Annotated in this window: 11 protein-coding genes; 6 read left to right on the plus strand and 5 right to left on the minus strand. The window is 65.4% G+C overall.

Going from position 1 to position 18,219, the window contains the following annotated elements; translation table 11 throughout:
• Nucleotides 1-10: 10 nt before the first annotated feature.
• Together cls and AC3WUF_RS17000 are read right to left on the minus strand one after the other, a co-directional pair.
• The gene (gene cls / locus AC3WUF_RS16995) at nt 11-1,489 is read right to left on the minus strand and encodes a cardiolipin synthase (protein WP_492427769.1); all 1,479 of its coding nucleotides are present in this window, start codon (nt 1,487-1,489) and stop codon (nt 11-13) included.
• A complete protein-coding gene (locus tag AC3WUF_RS17000; protein ID WP_492427771.1) occupies nt 1,486-2,274 on the minus strand; it encodes an endonuclease/exonuclease/phosphatase family protein in 789 nt (262 codons plus the stop codon). Before AC3WUF_RS17000 ends, cls begins: the two co-directional genes overlap by 4 nt.
• A 157-nt stretch (nt 2,275-2,431) precedes the next feature.
• Between AC3WUF_RS17000 and AC3WUF_RS17005 the strand changes: the two genes are divergently transcribed.
• Nucleotides 2,432-5,431 carry a parallel beta-helix domain-containing protein gene (locus tag AC3WUF_RS17005; protein WP_492427773.1) on the plus strand — a complete coding sequence of 1,000 codons (3,000 nt, stop codon included), beginning with the start codon at nt 2,432-2,434 and terminating at the stop codon, nt 5,429-5,431.
• Between the two features lie 168 nt (nt 5,432-5,599).
• Here AC3WUF_RS17005 and AC3WUF_RS17010 read toward each other — a convergent pair whose 3' ends face one another.
• A complete protein-coding gene (locus AC3WUF_RS17010) occupies nt 5,600-7,348 on the minus strand; it encodes a DUF885 domain-containing protein (RefSeq protein WP_492427775.1) in 1,749 nt (582 codons plus the stop codon).
• A gap of 286 nt (nt 7,349-7,634) precedes the next feature.
• Here AC3WUF_RS17010 and AC3WUF_RS17015 point away from each other — a divergent pair, with 286 nt between their 5' ends.
• From AC3WUF_RS17015 to AC3WUF_RS17035, 5 genes are all read left to right on the plus strand, one after another.
• Nucleotides 7,635-8,366 carry a TetR/AcrR family transcriptional regulator gene (locus tag AC3WUF_RS17015; RefSeq protein WP_492427777.1) on the plus strand — a complete coding sequence of 244 codons (732 nt, stop codon included), beginning with the start codon at nt 7,635-7,637 and terminating at the stop codon, nt 8,364-8,366.
• The gene (locus AC3WUF_RS17020) at nt 8,341-9,720 is read left to right on the plus strand and encodes a TolC family outer membrane protein (RefSeq protein ID WP_492427779.1); all 1,380 of its coding nucleotides are present in this window, start codon (nt 8,341-8,343) and stop codon (nt 9,718-9,720) included. The genes AC3WUF_RS17015 and AC3WUF_RS17020 overlap by 26 nt, the downstream gene beginning before the upstream one ends.
• Nucleotides 9,721-9,782: 62 nt before the next feature.
• A complete protein-coding gene (locus AC3WUF_RS17025) occupies nt 9,783-10,961 on the plus strand; it encodes an efflux RND transporter periplasmic adaptor subunit (RefSeq protein ID WP_492427781.1) in 1,179 nt (392 codons plus the stop codon).
• Nucleotides 10,962-11,010: 49 nt separating this feature from the next.
• Complete coding sequence (locus AC3WUF_RS17030; protein WP_492427783.1) at nt 11,011-14,124, plus strand: efflux RND transporter permease subunit; 3,114 nt, start codon at nt 11,011-11,013, stop codon at nt 14,122-14,124.
• 96 nt (nt 14,125-14,220) lie between these two features.
• The gene (locus AC3WUF_RS17035; protein ID WP_492427785.1) at nt 14,221-16,866 is read left to right on the plus strand and encodes an efflux RND transporter permease subunit; all 2,646 of its coding nucleotides are present in this window, start codon (nt 14,221-14,223) and stop codon (nt 16,864-16,866) included.
• A gap of 78 nt (nt 16,867-16,944) precedes the next feature.
• On the opposite strand, the gene AC3WUF_RS17040 is transcribed toward AC3WUF_RS17035, so the two are convergent.
• Both AC3WUF_RS17040 and AC3WUF_RS17045 read right to left on the minus strand, forming a co-directional pair.
• A complete protein-coding gene (locus AC3WUF_RS17040; RefSeq protein WP_492427787.1) occupies nt 16,945-17,313 on the minus strand; it encodes a VOC family protein in 369 nt (122 codons plus the stop codon).
• Between the two features lie 54 nt (nt 17,314-17,367).
• The gene (locus AC3WUF_RS17045; protein WP_492427789.1) at nt 17,368-18,192 is read right to left on the minus strand and encodes a class I SAM-dependent methyltransferase; all 825 of its coding nucleotides are present in this window, start codon (nt 18,190-18,192) and stop codon (nt 17,368-17,370) included.
• Nucleotides 18,193-18,219: the final 27 nt, after the last annotated feature.

An 18,219-nucleotide genomic window follows, 5' to 3' on the forward strand; every position in this document is an offset into this window, starting at 1 on the left:
CGGTGGGGGTTCAGAGATACGGCGAGAACAGCCAGCACAAGGCATCGCGCAGGCGCGCCGGCACGCTGCGCCCGAGGATGCTCTCCAGCGTGATGCGCCTGGAGTCGCGGATGACGCCTCTGATGTGGTCGCAGAGCTTCTCGGCAAACGGCGCGTCGTAGATTTCCACTGCCAGTTCGAAGTTCAGCTTGAGGCTGCGCGCATCGAGATTGGCGCTGCCGATCTGGCTGTAGATCCCGTCGACGACGAACAGCTTGCTGTGGCAGAACGGGCCCGGCTGCTCGTAGATCTCGACGCCGAGGCGCAACAGCTCCTCCAGCGAATTGCGCGTGGCCCAGTGCACGAACGGCAGGTTGTTCTTCTGCGGCAGCACGACGCGGACCGTGACGCCGCGCAGCGCCGCGGTCTGCAGTTCCGCGGCGAGTTCCGCCGGTGGCAGGAAGTACGGCGTCATGATCAGCACCTCGCGCTGCGCCGCGGAAATGGCCGCCTGCAGGATCAGCGAGATGTGGTCGTGATCTTCGTTGGGGCCGTCGCTGACGACGCGGCAGTTCGCGCCCTGGATCTGTTCCGAGGCTTGCGCCATGACCATCGGCTCGGCAGCGACATCGTCGCTTTTCTTCTCGCCGTAAAGGGCCCAGTCCTCGTCGAAGAGCTGGCTCAGCTGCCTGATGACCGGGCCGCGCAGCTCGAAGTGAACATCGACCACGGCGTGGGGGTCGCTGCGCTCCGCCTCGTGGTAGCGGCTGATGTTCATGCCGCCGGTGAAGCCGACGAGGCCGTCGACGATCAGCAGCTTGCGGTGATTTCTCAGGTTCAGGTGCAGTGAAGGCGGGATGAGCCGCAGAGGATTGAAGACGGCGCAGGGAATCTTCAGGCGGCGCAGCGCGGCGGTGACGCGTCTCCACGAATAGCGCTCGCCGGCGCCGTCGACGAGAACACGGATGGCGACGCCACGCGCGTGGGCGCGGGCCAGCGCATCAATGAATCGCCGGCCGGCGCTGTCGACATTGAAGATGTATGTCGACAGCTCGATGCTGTGCCGCGCACCGTCGATGGCCGCGAGCATGCGCGGATAGGCCGCCGTGCCGTTATGCAGCACCTCGATCTGCTGGCCGCCGAGCAGCGGCAGGCCGGTCAGCGTGTCCGCGGTGCGGGCGACCTGATGCAGGGTGGCCGGCAGCAGGATCGGTTTCTGCCGGCTGTGGTGCCGGCAGTCCAGCTCGTGCAGCGATTCGGCGTTGGAGGCACTGATGCTGCGCGGCGTCATGCCGATGCGCTCGGCCCGCGACTGGATGCGATTGATGCCGAAGATCGCGTAAAGCGCCGGCCCGGCGAGCGGAAACAGCCAGCACACCGCGATCCAGCCCCAGGCGGTGCGCGGGTCGCGCCGGCTCAGCAAGGCATGCCCGGCGGCGCCGATCGCGACGATCGGCCACAGGGCCAGCAGAATCGTCAGCAGATGGATGTTGCCGGTGTCGAAGTTCACGCGGTGCGCACCTTCAGCGTGATCGCGACCGGGCAGTGATCGGACAGATGCGCGCCGAGTACCGTGGCGTCCTCTTCCTGTAGGCCGGTGCTGACCAGGATGTGATCGAGGCAGCGGCGCGGGCGCCAGCTTGGGTAGGTCGGCGCGTGGTGGGTGATCTGCAGGCCACAGCGCTGCAGTGCGGCGTGCGCGGCGAGCTCCGCCGGCGTGCAGTTGAAGTCGCCCATCAGCAGACAGTCGCTGCCGGGGCGGATCAGCGCGGCAATCGCATCGAGCTGGCGGCGGCGGTCGCCCTGGCCGAGCGCAAGGTGGGTGTTGATCCACTGCAGTGGCGGCCGGCCGGCGAGGCGCAGGTGGACTTCGAGCGCACCACGGCCGGGTACGCGGCCGGGCAGCGGATGACGGCGTACGTCGTGCAGCGGAATGCGTGACAGCACGGCGAGCGCGTGACGCGCGACCGGCGCGAGATTGCGGTTGACCGCGACCTCGTAGTGGTCGAAGCCGGCACGCGCGGCGAGGTACTCGACCTGGTTGATCTGCGCGGTGCGCAGGCTGCCGGCATCGACTTCCTGCAGGGCGACGCAGTCGTAGTCGCTGAGCAGCTCGGCGATGCGGTCGAGGTTGCCCCGCAGGCTGCGCGACGGCAGCACATGACGCCAGAAGCCGGTCACGTAGTGTCCGTAATGCGCGGTATGCATGCCGACCTGGATGTTGAAGCTGAGCGCGCGGATGCCGCGTCCGGTCGGCGCGTCGGTGGGGGCTTCGCTGGCGATGGTCGGGCTCATCCGGCGATTATCGGGTGAAAAGCTGAACGTGCCATTGCGCGCTGGCCGCCACGATGCCTAGTCAATCCAGACTATTGGCGCCCCCCGGCCAATCGGCATATCGTCGAGAGATCAACTAGCCAGAAAAAGCGCCAAAGCAGCGCTGGGAGGAGCCAGAATGAACAAAGCACGGAGTGCATTCCTGCGCGGTCTGGGCGTCGCGGGCCTGCTGTTCGCCGCGGCCCTTGCCAGCGGCTGTGGCAGCAGCGAGCCGGTCAGCGGCGCGCTGCCGACGCCAACCGCCGGCGGCGACAGTGCCGTCAGGACCTACCGCATCTGCCCGGGGCCGGATGCGCAGAAGGAAGCGATCATCGCGTTCTTCGATGCGCACGAAGGCGACACGATCGAGTTCTGCGAAGGAAAGTTCGATTTCAACGTCGGCCTGATCATGTTCGGCAAGAACGGCATCAGGATCAAAGGCGCCGGCAAGGACAAGACCTATCTGCGCTTCAAGCAGAGCTCGGACCAGGACGGCTTCAACCTCAACCGCATGCGCGGCATCACGGTCGAAGGCCTGACGATCTACGACGCGCCGGGCAACGGCCTGCGCGTGTTCCGCTCGGAAGATGTCGTGATCCGCGACGTGCGGGTCGGCTGGTCGATCTCCGACCCGCATGCGGATTCGGTCTACGGCGCCGGCACCTACAACGCCGATCCGGCAAGCTGGGCCGGCAACGGTGCCTACGCGTTTTATCCGGTGATCTGCCACGACGTGCTGATCGAAGACTCGATCTCGGTCGGCTCTGCGGACGCCGGCGTCTATGTGGGGCAGTCGTCGGACATCCTCGTGCGCCGCACGGAGGCTTATCACAACGTTGCCGGCTTTGAGTTCGAGAACACCTACCGCGCCGAGTTCGTCGACAACTACGCGCACGACAACGTCGGCGGCTTTCTGGTCTTCGATCTGCCGGGGCGGGTGCAGTTTGGTGAGAAGAATCGCGTCCACCGCAATCGTTCGTACAACAACAACATCCCGCAGTTCGCGCCGCGCGGCGCGATCGTCGCCTCGGTGCCGTCCGGCACCGGCGCGCTTGTGCTGTCGTCCGATCAGCTTGAGTTCTACGCCAACGACATCAAGGACAACAAGACCGTCGGCATCGTCATCGCCAACTACGGGCTTGCCGATCCGAACCAGTCGCAGAAGCGCTTCGACTTCTATCCAGAAGGCATGCACATCTACGACAACATCCTGACCAACAACGGCTATGCGCCGCAGCTGCCGGATCCTGATCGCAGCACCTGCACCGGTCCTGGCGGCCTGCCGGGCCTTGGCGATGATCCGCTGTGCCTGACCGACAATCCGGGCCTGCTCGTCACGATCATCCAGCTGAAGAATCTCGGCAAGTCGGCGCAGATCGTCTGGGATGGCGCCGTCGACACGCCGAACGACTGTACGAGCGTGCCGGTCGACAGCGACGGCATTCCGCTCAACCAGCCGAACCCGAACGAGACGCGCGAGCAGCGCTACGAAGCCCGCATGGACGAGCGCGGCCGGCCGAATCTGTACCAGTTCGATCCGGAGCCGGAGTGCAAGTACAACGCCTGGAAGTTCAACGCCGACGGCTCGCTGAAGCGGCCGCAGAACGGCATGTGCATCGAGAACAACCAGTTCATCAAGACCAATCCGCTGGCCTTTCTGGTCGACGATTACGTCAACATCAAGTTCTACACGCCGGACCCGACCGATCCGGCGAACCTGGGTCTGGCGACGCGCGAGATTCCGACGGAGTGTCCGATCGTCGAACCGGCGCTGCTGCCGCTGTTCGTGCCGGTGCTGACACCCTATACGCCGAATCCGGCTAACGATCCGCGGCCGAGCGACGCCGAACTCGCGGCGGTCTGCGGTGGTGGTGCGGCGGGCCAGGTAAACCACGCGGCGCTCGCTCGCTTCAACTGCCCGCGCCTCGATCAGTACGGCCTGTTCGCCGATGCCGAGGATCCGACCAAGAACCCGAATGGCAACGGCGTGCCCTTCGATCTCAACACGATCCTGTTCTCCGACTACGCCAGCAAGTCCCGTTTCCTGTTCCTGCCGGACGACGCCAGCGGCAAGCCGCAGAAGGCGCGTTACCAGGATCACCTCGATTGCGAGACGCTCAACGTCTACAACTGCAACACCGCAACGCTGGCTTTCCCGGTTGGCACCGTGCTCGCCAAGACCTTCTCGTTCAAGGATGGCGACGCCGAGAACGTCGTCGAGACGCGCCTGCTGATCAAGCGCGAGCGCGCCGACGGCACCCCGGTGTGGGTCGGCTTCGCCTACGAGTGGAAGACCGGCGAGGACGGCAAGCGCTACGCCGAACTGCGCCTCGAAGGCAGCACGCACAGCGTCAGCTGGAACTACGAGGACGAGAATCCCGACGCGCGCAATGCGCAGGGTGAACGGCCGCGCTACCAGGGCACGACCGACCAATACGCGGTGCCGAGTGCGGCCGCGTGTTTGCTGTGCCACGGCGGCGACGACCGCGAGGCCGGCACTGCGCCGATCGGCTTGAAGGTGCGCAACCTCAACCGGGATCGCGACTATGCCGACATGGGCACGATGAACCAGCTCGCCTACCTGCAGTCGCGTGGCATGCTCGATCTGCCGGCCGGCCAATCGCCGGATCAGCTTGAGAAGATGCTGCAGTGGAATGTCCCGGGCAGTGGCGGCGACGTGGCGGGCTCGGCCACCGATGTCCATCGCCGCGCACGCGCCTATCTCGAGGTGAACTGCATGCATTGCCACAATCCGGGCGGCGGCGCGCAGAACTCCGGACTAAGGCTCGATGCTTTCACCGAGCCGATGGGGCAGGCACACGGCATCTGCAAGCCGCCGATTGCCGCGGGACGCGGGGCGGATTCGGGAACCTACGATATCCAGCCTGGCAACGCTGGCGTGTCGATCCTGGTCAACCGCGTCGCCTCGACCGAGGCCGGCATCAAGATGCCGCCGCTGGCGCGCAGCGTGATGCAGACCGAGGCGGTGCAGCTGTTGTCCGACTGGGTCGACAACTACGTCGGCGGGTTTGCGGATCCGGAGGCGAATACCTGCGGCAGCGGTGGCGGCCTGCTGCCGCTGCAGCTGATGAAGCCGATCGAGGCGCCGAAGACGACGGACAAGGCGCCGTGGGGTTGAGAGCACTAGTGCTCTCCGCCTGCCCCTCACCCTGCCCCTCTCCCCGCCAGCGGGGAGAGGGAATTTCATAGTTCTGCGCGCCCCTCTCCGCGAGTGAGGCTCACGTGCTCTGTGCCCCCTCTCCCGGCGTGCGGGGAGAGGGCCGGGGTGAGGGGCCGCGCGGCCTGACTACCGAGCCGCATCCTCCGCCTTCATCAGCGACTCGATCACCGCGACCGGCGCGTTGCCGTACGACAGGAAGGCTTCGTGGAACTGTTTCAAGTCGAAGCGCTTGCCGAGTTTCTGCTTGAGGCTGGCGCGGTAGTCGTAGATTGCCGAGTAGCCGGCGAAGTAGCTGGTCAGCTGCACCTGGCTCAGCGTTGCGCGCCGCCACTTACCGCGCGCTTCGGTCTCGCTCTGGAAGGCTTCGTTGCGGATCAGGTCGAGCACCTGCTGTTCGTTCCAGTTCAGCACGTGGATGCCGTAGTCGAGCAGCGTGTTCGAGGTCACGCGCAGCAGCCACTTGCCGTGGATCAGTTCCAGCTCCGGTGCTGAGTCGCCCCAGCCGGATTCGAGCATCATCTTTTCGGCGTAGACCGCCCAGCCTTCGACCATCGCGCCGTTGCCGAACAGGGTCTTGATGCGGCTCGACGATTTGTTGGCGTGCAGCAGCTGCACGTAGTGACCGGGCACCGCTTCGTGGATGTTGAGGATCTGCAGCTGCCAGTGGTTGTATTCACGCAGGAAGCTCTCGGCCTGCTCGGGTGTGTAGTCGTCGAGCGGCGAGACGTTGTAATAGGTCTTCGCGGTCGGATCGTAAGGGCCGGGCGCGTTGATGCTGGCGATCGAGAAACCGCGTTGGTAGGCCGGCGTCAGGCGCACCTCGAGCGGCCGGCTGGCATCCTGGCTGACCAGATCGTGCTCGCGCACGAAGGCTTCGAGCAGCGGGATCTGGCGCTTGACCTCGTCGACGAAACCTTCGCGGGCGACATGCCGCTCCGACAGCTTCGCGATCATGCGGGCGATCTTCTCGACGCGATCCGCGGGCGGCTTGCTGCCGGGGAAGTACTTCGGCCACAACTGGTCGGCGAGCGTGCCCATGCGCGCATGCAACGCGTCCTTCTCTTTCAACGCCCGCTCGTACAGCGCCTTGGCGGTCGAGCCGGACTGGATGTCGTAGGCAAACTTCTGTTCGTACAAGGCTGCGCCGAGGCGGAAGCTGCGCGCCTTGCTGCTCTTTTCCTGCGCGGCATCCAGCTGCTGCAGCCAGGCGACGTAGTCGGTCACGGCGGCGCGCGCGGTCTTCAGCGCATCGAGAAAGACCTCGCGCTCCTTCGCGCTCAGCGCCGATGCGCGCAGCTGCTTCTCCAGCGAGTCACCGAGCACGTCCAGCGCGCCGTTGTTCTGCTGGATCGCCAGCTGCGTGTGCTCGCGCGTCGGCCGGTCGATCGCGGCCTTCGCGGCCGCGTAATAGGCCGGGACCTGCACCAGGCGCTTCTGCACGGTGCGCAGGCGCTCCGGTTCCGCGGCGTACGGCGTCGACAGCAATAGCGCGATCGGTTCGGCGACGTTGTAGATCGACGGATTCCACTGCCAGCTCTTCAGCGTGTCGAGCGTCCAGGCTTCCGATTCGAGCTGGGTCTTCAGCATTGCCCAGTCGCTGCGGACCGCGGGGCTCAGCGTGCCCGGTGCGACGGCGTTCAGGGCCTTGAGCTGCACGGCTAGCCATTCCCGATAACGCTTGCGGTTGTCGGCGGTCGGTGCGGGCAGCTCGGCGGCCACCGCGTAGTAGCCGACCGAGATCGCGTAATCCGGATTGAACTGCCAGTACTGGGCCAGCCAGTCGTCGCCGAAGGCCTTGGTGAAATCCGCGTCGCCGGCGGCGGCGAAGGGCGCGCTCAGCAGAAGGCTCAGACAGAGCAACAGGCGATGGAGCATGACGGTCTCGGAGCGAAGGCGGGCGAACCGCCGGTGGCCGCCATTGTGCGCGGGCCGGCCGGAGCGGCAATCCGGGATACAGCCCAGCGACGAAGCCGCTGTCGATTTCGGCCGGCCGCCAGCGACAAGAACCAGGGGATGTCGCGCGATGTCTTCAGCGGCTTGGCGCAAGCCTTTGTTGCATCGCGCAAAACTTTCAATCGCAGTATGAACTTTGACTTATTTTTGAATCTTGTTCAAAATTCGCGTCCTCACCAAGCTGACCCCCAGACCCTTCACTCGCGCCGTGGGCACTAAAGAACGCCGCCAACGCCAATTCGCCGAGCGCGAGCTGCTGCTGCTTGAGCATGCCCGCGTGCTGATCCGCGACAACGGGCTGTTGAACCTGCAGATGTCGCGTCTAGCCGAGAAGGCCGAATACGCCGTGGGCACGCTGTATCAGCACTTCGCCAGCAAGGAAGACCTGCTGCTGGCGCTGACGACCGCGCAGACCGTCGAGCATGTCGAGCTGTTCCAGCGCGTCGCCAAATGGGACGCCGGCTCGCGCGAGCGCATGTTCGCGATCGGCGTCGCCGATTCGATCTTCGTGCGCAAACACCCGGACCATTTCCGCATCGCCCAGTACACGCTGTGCGAGGTCGTCTGGCGTGCCGCGTCGCCGGACCGGCGCGAGGATTTTCTTGAAGCCTGCAAGCCGATCAGCGAGATCGTCGTCGGCATCGTCGACGACGGCGTGCGCGATGGCGACCTGGTGCTGCACGGCCAGACCGCGCGCGAGGTCTGCACCGGCATGTGGGCGCTGTCCAACGGCACGCACAACCTCGTGCATGCCGAGGGCGTGCTCGAAGATTTCACCGGCGGTGATTCCTATCAGCTGATGTGCCGCCACATGCAGGTCATGTTGAACGGCTATGGCTGGAATCCGCTGGTCGACCCCAATGACGACAAGGCGGTGAGTGCCTTGATCGAACGCATCAAAACCGAGGTGTTTCATGATCTGTGCAGCCAAGCCCCATAAGAACCACGGCAAGGGCGCCGGCCAGTTCAACCAGTTGTTCGCACGCACGGCGATTGCCGTCGCGGTGATGGCGGCGTCCCTGCCGGCAGCGGCGATGACGCTCAGCGAGGCGTTCGAGCGCGCCAAGGAACGCGATCCGTCGATCGCGGTGGCCGACGCCCAGTACGCGGCCGATCGCGAGCTGAGCAGCGCCGTGCGTGGCGAGCGCCTGCCGTCGCTGTCGGTCGGCGGCAAGTACCAGTACGCCAAGACCGAATCGAACGGCGTGTTCGGTCAGTCGGAAGACGAGTATCCGAGCTGGTCGGCGCAGGTGACCGCGCGCCAGCCGCTGTTCCGGCTCGACTGGTTCGCCCTCGGCGACCGTGCCCGCGCGCTCGACGAGCAGGCCGACGTCACCTACAAGAACACCCAGCTCGAAGTGCTGCGCCGCGTGGCCGAACGCTACTTCGGCGTGCTGCTCGCGCAGGACGAGCTGGCGCAGGCCGAAGCCGAGACCAAGGCCGTGCGTGAATCGCTGGACGACACGCAGAAGCGCTACGACGTCGAGCTGGTGCCTGGCATGGACCTCAAGGAGGCCCAGGCGCGCGACGATCTTTCGCGCGCGCGGCTGCTGTCGGCGCGCACTTCACTGCAGACTTCGCGCGACGCGCTCGACGAGATCACCGGCAACGGCAATGTCGAACTGCCGCAGCTGCCGGAGGACGTTGCCTTCCCCGCACTGAGCCCGGCGTCGCCGGATGCCTGGGTGCAGGCTGCCCGCGCACAGAGCCCGCGTATCGCGCTGGCCGCCAAGGCCGCGATCGTCGCAGCAACGGACCGCAAGTCGGCGCAGTCGGTCGGCATGCCGCAGCTCGATCTCGTTGCGTCCGCCGGTCGCGACGACACCAGCGAATACGACTTCGGCCAGGAAACCGATGACGCCCGCGTCGGCGTCGAACTGAACATTCCGATCTACGCCGGCGGCGTCAACGCCGCCAACCTGCGCAAGGCCGAGGCCAATGCGATCGCCGCGGAGGCCAACCTCAAGCGCGTGACGCTGGAGACCGAGCGCGAGACGCGCCAGCTCTACCGCCAGGTGGAGACGGCGTACTACGAGTCCGAGGCCTACAAGAAGTCGCTCGAATCCGCGCAGCTCGCCGAGCGCGCGGTCAGCGCCGGCTACGACGCCGGCACGCGCACGATCACCGACGTGCTCGATGCGAAGTCGCGCGTCGTCCAGGCGCGCCGCGATCTCAACCGCACGCGCTACCAGATGCTGCAGAGCCTGATTCAGCTCAAGCAGCTCACCGGCGAGCTGTCCGAAAAGGACTTCGCCGAGATCGACCAGCTGCTCAGCTACCCGACGCCGCACTGATCGACGCCACCGCCAACAACATCACCAAGCAGTTCCCCCAAATGGCTAACCAGAACATCAACATGAACTCCTCCGCCGCGACGACCCAGCGCAAGTCCAACAAGGCGATGATCATCCTGTTCGCCATCGTGCTGGCGGTCTTTGCGATCGTCTTCTTCATGAAGTGGTTCGGCAACAAGATGATGGCCAACTACCTCGAGAACATGCCGACGCCGCCGGCGACGATCAGCGTCGGCGAGGTCCAGGCGATCCGCTGGGACAACAATCTCGAGGCGATCGGCACCCTGGTGCCGGTCAACGGTGCCGAGCTGACGACCGAGAGCGGCGGCATCGTCACCGCGATCCACTTCGAATCCGGCGCGCAGGTGGAAAAGGGTGCGCTGCTGGTGACGCTGGACTCCGGCAACGAGCTCGGCGATCTCAAGCGCCTGCAGGCGCAGGCCGAACTCGCGGAGCTGAACCGCAAGCGCCGCGAACAGCTCTACAAGCTCGAAGCGATCTCGAAGTCCGACTACGACGCCGTCAAGGCCGAAGCCAATGCGGCGAAGGCCGCGGTCGAGGCCCAGATCGGCAAGCTCGGCCAGAAGGAAATCCGCGCGCCGTTCGCCGGTCAGCTCGGCATCCGCCGCGTCAACGTCGGCCAGTTCGTGTCGCCGGGAACGCCGATGGTCAGCCTGCAGTCGCTGGATCCGGTCGACGTCGACTTCTCGCTGCCCGAGCAGTACACCGGTGCGGTCAAGCCGGGCTACGTCGTCAACGTCCGCGTTGAAGCCCATGCGGAGCGCGCGTTCACCGGCGAAGTGCTGGCCGTCGAGCCGCGCGTCACCGAATCGACGCGCAACTTCGGCGTGCGCGCGCGCCTGCCGAATCCGGAAGGCCTGCTGCGTCCCGGCCAGTTCGGCCGCGTCGTGCTGGACCTGCCGGGCGAGCAGCAGATGCTCGTCGTGCCGCGCACGTCGATCAACTACGCCTCGTATGGCAGCTCGGTGTTCATCGTCCGTGACCGCAAGCCGGCCGAGGGCCAGACGTTCGGCGAGAACGAACCGAAGCTCGAAGTCGTGCAGAAGTTCGTCAAGATCGGCGATGGCCGCGGCGACTTCGTGTCGGTCATCGACGGTCTCGTCGCCGGCGACCGCGTCGCGACCTCGGGTCTGGTCAAGCTGCAGAACAACCAGCCGATCATCATCAACAACGATCTCGCGCCGAATACCCAGCTCGAGCCGAAGACGCCGCAGACCTGATCGGCCATCGTCCCCCCTTAGGTACTGACGCTAGCCCATAGGCGCCCCCATGCATTTCACTGACATCTTCATCAAGCGGCCGGTTCTTGCGACCGTCATCAGCCTGGTCATCCTGCTGCTCGGCCTGCGCGCAGGTGCCGACCTGACCGTGCGCGAGTACCCCGAGCTGCAGAACGCCCAGCTCAACATCACCGTCGCCTATCCGGGTGCCGAAGCCGACCTGATGGACGGCTTCATCACGACGCCGATCGAACGCGAAGTCGCATCCGCTGACGGCATCGACTTCATGACCTCGAGCACCTCGCAGGGTCTGGCGACGATCACCGCGAACCTGCGTCTGAACAAGGATCCGAACGAGGCATTGACCGAGATCTCGACGAAGGTCAACAAGCTGCGCAGCCAGCTACCGCAGGGCTCGGAAGATCCGATCATCGAGATCGCCGAAGGTGGCGGCACCGCGGCGATGTATATGTCGTTCTATTCCAAGGTGCTCGACAGCAGCCAGATCACCGACTACCTGATCCGCATCGTCGAGCCGCAGCTGGCATCGATTCCCGGTATCGAGAAGGCGCTGATCATGGGCGCGCGCACCTACGCGATGCGCGTCTGGCTCAAGCCGGATCGCCTGTCGGCGCAGAACATGACGGCGAGCGAGGTCTACACGCGCATCCAGGAGCAGAACGTCCTGTCGGCGGTCGGCGAGATGAAGGGCAACTATGTCCGCATCGGCCTGTCGGCGCAGACCGATCTGCGCACCGCCGAAGAATTCCGCAGTCTGGTGATCAAGCGCGATGGCAACACGGTGGTGCGCCTCGGCGACGTCGCCGATGTCGTGCTCGGTGCCGAAAGCTACGACGGCGGCGCCGCCTGGGACGGCGATCCGGCACTGTTCATCGCGGTCGAAGTGCGGCCGGAAGCCAACGTGCTCGACGTGATCGGCGAAGTCCATGAGCTGTGGCCGAAGCTGGTTGGCGCACTGCCGGAAGGCCTGGAAGCCGCGATCGGCTACGACAGCACCGAATACATCCGCGATGCGATCGCCGAAGTGCGGACGACATTGATCGAAGCGGTGCTTGTCGTGCTGGTTGTGATCTTCCTGTTCCTCGGCTCGATGCGCAACGCGCTGATCCCTGCGGTGACCGTGCCGCTGTCGCTGGTCGGTGCGCTGTTCATCATGTACGCGCTCGGCTACACGATCAATCTGCTGACCCTGCTCGCGATGGTGCTGGCGATCGGCATGGTCGTCGACGACGCGATCATCGTCATGGAGAACGTTCACCGCCACATCGAGGAAGGCAAGAAGCCTTCTGAGGCGGCGATCGAAGGCGCGCGCGAGCTGGTCGGGCCGGTGATCGCGATGACGATCACGCTGATGGCGGTCTATGCGCCGATCGGCTTCCAGACCGGCATCACCGGCAAGCTGTTCAGCGAGTTTGCATTCACGCTCGCCGGCGCGGTGTTCATCTCCGGCATCGTCGCGCTGACGCTGACGCCGATGATGTGCGCGCGCATCCTCAAGCCGACGCATGGCGAGGGCGCCGAGCCCAACAAGCTGGCCGATTTCCTCGATCGCAAGTTCGAGCAGTGGCGGCAGGGTTACAAGACGCGCCTGCACGATGCGCTGGATGGCAAACACATCATTGCGATGTTCGGCGCCGCGGTGCTGGTGTCCTGCTACTTCCTGTATGCCTCGACGCCGAGCGAACTGGCGCCGCAGGAGGATTTCGGCTTCGCGTTCTCGATCAACGAGGTCGATGGTTACGCGTCGATCGAGTATCTCGAACAGCAGTTCCAGGCCGCCGGCAAGATCGTGCTGGCCGATCCCGACGTCGATCATACCTTCGGCTTCAGCATGTCCAACGGCACCGCGACCAACACCGGCTTCATGGGCATGGTGATGCGCGGCTGGACCGAGCGCGAGCGACCGACGCAGACGATCCTCAACGAGTTGCAGGAAAAGCTCGCGTCGATTCCCGGCCTGCGCTGGTCGGGTATCCAGCCGCCGGCGCTGCCGACGCCGGGCCAGGGCTATCCGCTCGAGTTCGTCATCAAGTCGACCGCGAGCCCTGAGACGCTGGCCGAGGTCGGCGACAAGATCGTCGAGCGCGCGCTGGCGACCAAGAAGTTCTTCTTCGTGGCGCCGCGCATGCACGTCGACAAGCCGGAAACGCAGATCCTGATCGACAGAGACAAGGCGGCAGCGCTCGGCGTCGACATGCGCCGCCTGTCGATGGACATCGCGGCGCTGCTCGCCGGCGGCGAAGTCAACCGCTTCTCGCTCGACAGCCGCTCGTACAAGGTCATTCAGCAGATCGCGCGCAGCGAGCGCATCAATCCGCAGCAGCTCGAGGGCTACTACACGCGCGCCGAGAGTGGCGAGCTGATCCCGCTGTCGACGCTGGTCAAGCTCGAAGATCGCACCGTGCCGCGCACGATCGAGCACTTCCAGCAGCTCAACTCCAACTCGATTATCGCCGTACCGCGCCCGGACATTCCGCAGGGCGAGGCGCTGAAGATCTTCGAGGACCTGTACGCCGAACTGGCGCCGACCGGCTTCCAGGCCGACTACTCGGGTGCGTCGCGGCAGTTCAAGCAGGAAGGCCAGGCGCTCGCGACGACGCTGCTGTTCTCGCTGATCATCATCTACCTGGTGCTGGCTGCGCAGTTCGAGTCGTTCCGCGATCCGATCATCATGCTGGTGACGGTGCCGATGTCGATCAGCGGTGCGCTGCTGGTGCTGAACATTCTCGCCGTCCTGAATGGCATGCAGATCGCCAACTTCCCCGGCATGACGATGAACATCTACACCCAGGTCGGCCTGGTCACGCTGGTCGGCGTGATTTCCAAGCACGGCATCCTGATCGTCGAGTTCGCGAACCAGCTGCAGGAACGCGGTCTCGCCAAGCGCGAGGCGATCGAGGAGGCTTCATCGATCCGCCTGCGTCCGGTGCTGATGACGACGGCGGCGCTGGTCATCGCGATGGTGCCGCTGCTGTTCGCCGCCGGCCCAGGCGCGGCGTCGCGCTTCTCGATCGGTCTGGTGATTGCCGCGGGCATGACGATCGGCACGCTGTTCACGCTGTACATCGTGCCGGCGATGTACATGTACCTCGGCCGCGACTTCGCGCTCACCGCGAAGACGGCGGAGAGCGCGGCACACTAAGCCTCACGGCAGTTCAACATCGGGCCCGTTCGCGGGCCCGATGCGTTTCCGGCGTCGGCAAGGCACACTGCGGCAGGAAGGGGACGAACAATGAAAATGGACGCCAATACCATCCTGCGCCTGGTCGAGCCGGCGCTGTATTCGCCGCGCGGCCGGCGCATCAGCGTCGCGCTGCTTGCCGCGACGACGCTGATGATGCTGCTGCAGGCGCTGCGCCTGCAGCCCGACGCGAGCTTCGACAAGACCGTGCCGACGGATCATCCGTACATGCAGGTCTTCGAGCAGTACAAGGCAGATCTTGGCGGCGCCAACGCGGTGCTGATCGCGCTGATGCAGAAAGCCGACAACCCGCAGCTGGATATCTACAACGAGCAGTTCCTCGACAGCCTGAAGCTGGCGACGACCGAGGTCGAGTTCACCAAGGGCATCGACCGCACGCGGCTGTCGTCGATCTTCACCCGCAACGTCCGCTTCCTCGAAGTCGTCGATGGCGGCTTCCGTTCCGAAGACGTGATCCCGGCCACTTATGCGCCGTCGCCGGAGATGTTCGCGCTGGTACGCGAGCACGTCGGCAAGTCCGGCGTCATCGGCCGCCTGGTCGCCAACGACCAGCGCGGCGCGATGGTCTATGCCGAGGTCATGTCGCAGGATCCCGAGACGTTTAAACCGACCGACTACGTCGCCGTCGCGCGCAATCTCGAGGACAAGATTCGCGGCCAGCTCGGCAGCCCGGACAAGTTCGTGCTGCGCCTCAAGGAAGACTATGTACACCTGAAGGCCGGCAGCGTTGTCGAGGAGCGCTACAGCGCACCGGACCGCTGGCTGTGGCTGGAGAAGGTCGCGCTGCACTATCGCGACGATCTGGGCGGCAAGCAGGTGATCAAGGTCCCCGGCCGCCTGCTCGAGGTCGAGCGTGTGGACAACCCGGCCTACGATCCCGGCATCAGCGTTCACATCATCGGCTTCGCCAAGGTCGTCGGCGATGTGTCGGCGGCCACTTCCGAGGTCGTGCTGTTCTTCCTGCTGACGCTGGTCGGCACGTTCTTCGCGCTGCTGCTGTATCTGCGCGACCTGCGGCTGGCCTGGCTGCCGATGGTCTGTTCCGTCGTCGCGGTGATCTGGGAACTCGGCTTGCTGCGCACGTTCGGCTTCGGGCTCGATCCGTTCGCGATCATGGTGCCGTTCCTGGTGCTGGCGATCTCGACCTCGCACGGCGTGCAGTACGTCAACACCTGGGCCGACGAGATCGTCCAGGGCCACGATCCCTTCGAGGCCTCGCGGCAGACCTTCCGGCGCCTGTTCATCCCCGGCAGCATCGCGCTGATCACCAACGTGGCCGGCTTCCTGACGATCGCGCTGGTGCCGATCGGCGTGATCCGCGAGATGTCGATCAATGCCTGCTTCGGCATGGCGGCGGTCATCGTCACCAACAAGCTGATGATGCCGATCTGGCTGGCGAGCCTGCGCGTGCAGGACATGGCGGCGTTCCGCGCGCGCCGCTCGCGGCTGGCGCAGGCCGGAGAGGCGCTGTGGCAGCGCATGGCCGTCGTCACCCGGCTGCCCGTCGCGGTGAGCCTGCTGGTCATCGCCGCCATCGTTCTGGCGGCGAGCCTGCATCTGCAGAAGCAGCGCATCATCGGCGACGCGCAGGCCGGTGTGCCGGAGCTGCGTCCGGACTCCGTCTACAACCGCGACTCGCAACGCATCGCCGAGAACTTCAGCGTCGCGACCGACATTCTGACCGTGATCGCCGAGTCCGATCCCTGGGCCTGCATCCGCTACGACGTACTGGATCAGGTCGACCGCTTCTCGTGGGCGATGGAGAACACCGACGGCGTCGCGTCGACCCGCGAGCTGTCGCAGCTCGCCAAGCAGATCTACTCTGGCTTCTGGGAAGGCAACATCAAGCTGCGCGTGATTCCGCGCAATCACGACTCGCTGGTGCTGTCGACCAAGACCATCGACACCAAGTCCGGCCTGCTCAACATCGACTGCAGCGCGATGCCGGTGTACGTCTACACCAGCGATCATCGGGCGACGACGATCCACGGCATCACCGCCGCGGTGGAGGAATTCAACCGTCGCAATGCCGAAGAGTTCTATCGCACGCATCCGGCCAGCAACATCGCCGACTGCACCGAGCGCCTGCGCCTGCGGCGCCAGGGCGAGGTCGTCAAGGAAGGCGAGGCCTGCCCGGTGCACTTCGCGCTGGCGTCCGGCAATGTCGGCGTGATGGCGGCGACCAACGACGTCATCGAATCCAACGAACTGCGCACGGTGCTGTGGGTCTACGCGGTGATCGGCCTGCTGGTCGTGCTCAGCTATCGCTCGCTGAAGGGCGTCGTGATCATCGGCGTGCCGCTGTTCCTGGTCACGATCTTTGCCAACGCGCTGATGGCGCTGTCCGGCATCGGCCTCAAGGTCGCGACGCTGCCGGTCGTCACGCTCGCGGTGGGCATCGGTGTCGACTACGGCATCTACGTCTACGACGTCCTGCGCCACAACCTCGATGAAGGGAAGATGGCGCTGCGCGATGCGTACGTCGCCACGCTGCGCCGCACCGGCAAGGCGGTGATCTTCACTGGACTGTGTCTGGCCGGCGGCGTGTTCGCCTGGCTGTTCTCCGGCCTGCAGTTCCAGCGCGACATGGGCCTGCTGCTGGTCGTCATGTTCATCGCCAACATGCTCGGCGCGGTGTTGCTGGGGCCCGCGTTGGCACGGGTGCTGCGGCTGACGCGGTGAAACAGTCGTAGCCCGGGTGAAACCCGGGGTGCACCCGGGCTACGTCGTGTCAATGCGGTTGTTCTCCGGTGCGTCCGCTCAACCCATGAAGAACGCGTTGAGCTTGTTGCCGTCCAGATCGCGGAAGTAGCCGGCATAGAAGCCCGGGAAGCGCTCGCCGAGCGCGCCTTCGTCGACGGCGCCCAGCTCGATCGCCTTCTTGTAGACCGCATCGACGGTCGCACGGTCCTTCATTGCCAGCGCCACCATCACGCCATTGCCGATCGTCGCGGTCTTGCCGTCGAAGGGCAGTGTGACGCACACGCCGGGCGCGGTCGGGCCGGTGCCCCACATGATCAGCTTGTCGGTCGCGAACGAGCGCTTCGCGCCGATGGTGCCGAGCAGCGCGTCGTAGAAAGCCGCAGCGCGTTCGAGGTTATTGGTGCCGAGGGTGACGTAGCCGATCATGTAGCGCTCCTGTGTTGTTGTGGTGGCGTTCCGGCGCGCAGCGTAGCCGAGGTATCAGGGTTTGACGAACTTGAGCAGGAAGCGATCCGACTCGCCGATCGCCAGATACTTCTCGCGGTCCTTGTCGCCGAGGCGCAATACCGGCGGCAGTGTCCAGACACCTTCCGGGTGGTCGTGAGTGTCCTTCGGATTGCGCAGCACGTCGGAGCGCGCGGCGAGCTTGAAGCCGGCGGCTTCGGCGAGCGCGATCGTGCGTTCTTCGGAGATGTAGCCGTTGTCGGCGAGCGGGTCTTCGGTCTTGGCGTCCGGCCAGCGATGATCGACGACGCCGAGCACGCCGCCCGGCTTGAGCGTGTCGAACATCACGCGGAATGCGAGCTTGGCGTAGTCGGCGCTGATCCAGTTATGCAGATTGCGGAAGGTCAGCACCATGTCGGCCGAACCGCGCGGGGCGACATTGGTTTCGTAAGGCAGCTGGAACTGCGTGACGTTGACCTTGCCGTAGAGATCGCTGCGCTCGCCGAGCATGCTGAGAAACTTGCCGAAGTTGCCGCGCGCATAGCCGCTGGTGGCGGCGAGGCTGTATTGCGCGGCGTAGAACTTGCCGTTGTCCTTGAGCGTCGGCGCGAGGATCTGCGTGTACCAGCCGGTGCCGGGAGACAGTTCGACGACGGTCATGTCGCTGCGCAGGCCGAGAAAATCGAGGACTTCGCGGGGTTTGCGGTAAACGTCGCGCGCGCGGTTCTCGGCACTGCGATGATCGCCAGCGATGGCGGCATCCAGCGCGGTGGCGGTGGTCTTGTCGAGGGCCGCGGCGGCGGTGCCGCTGAGCGCCAGCAACGCGGCGGCGATCAGCAGGCGAGGGGTGTTCGGGCGCATGGTGGAATCTCGGTCGGGGCAGTACGG

The organism is Fontimonas sp. FW305-C-3, assembly GCF_058783185.1.

Coding starts and splice junctions, on each gene's coding strand:
- AC3WUF_RS17020 (WP_492427779.1), top strand. CDS start 8,341: ATGATCTGTGCAGCCAAGCCCCATAAGAACCACGGCAAGGGCGCCGGC.
- AC3WUF_RS17030 (WP_492427783.1), top strand. CDS start 11,011: ATGCATTTCACTGACATCTTCATCAAGCGGCCGGTTCTTGCGACCGTC.
- AC3WUF_RS17040 (WP_492427787.1), bottom strand. CDS start 17,313: ATGATCGGCTACGTCACCCTCGGCACCAATAACCTCGAACGCGCTGCG.
- AC3WUF_RS17000 (WP_492427771.1), bottom strand. CDS start 2,274: ATGAGCCCGACCATCGCCAGCGAAGCCCCCACCGACGCGCCGACCGGA.
- AC3WUF_RS17025 (WP_492427781.1), top strand. CDS start 9,783: ATGAACTCCTCCGCCGCGACGACCCAGCGCAAGTCCAACAAGGCGATG.
- AC3WUF_RS17045 (WP_492427789.1), bottom strand. CDS start 18,192: ATGCGCCCGAACACCCCTCGCCTGCTGATCGCCGCCGCGTTGCTGGCG.
- AC3WUF_RS17010 (WP_492427775.1), bottom strand. CDS start 7,348: ATGCTCCATCGCCTGTTGCTCTGTCTGAGCCTTCTGCTGAGCGCGCCC.
- AC3WUF_RS17035 (WP_492427785.1), top strand. CDS start 14,221: ATGGACGCCAATACCATCCTGCGCCTGGTCGAGCCGGCGCTGTATTCG.
- AC3WUF_RS17005 (WP_492427773.1), top strand. CDS start 2,432: ATGAACAAAGCACGGAGTGCATTCCTGCGCGGTCTGGGCGTCGCGGGC.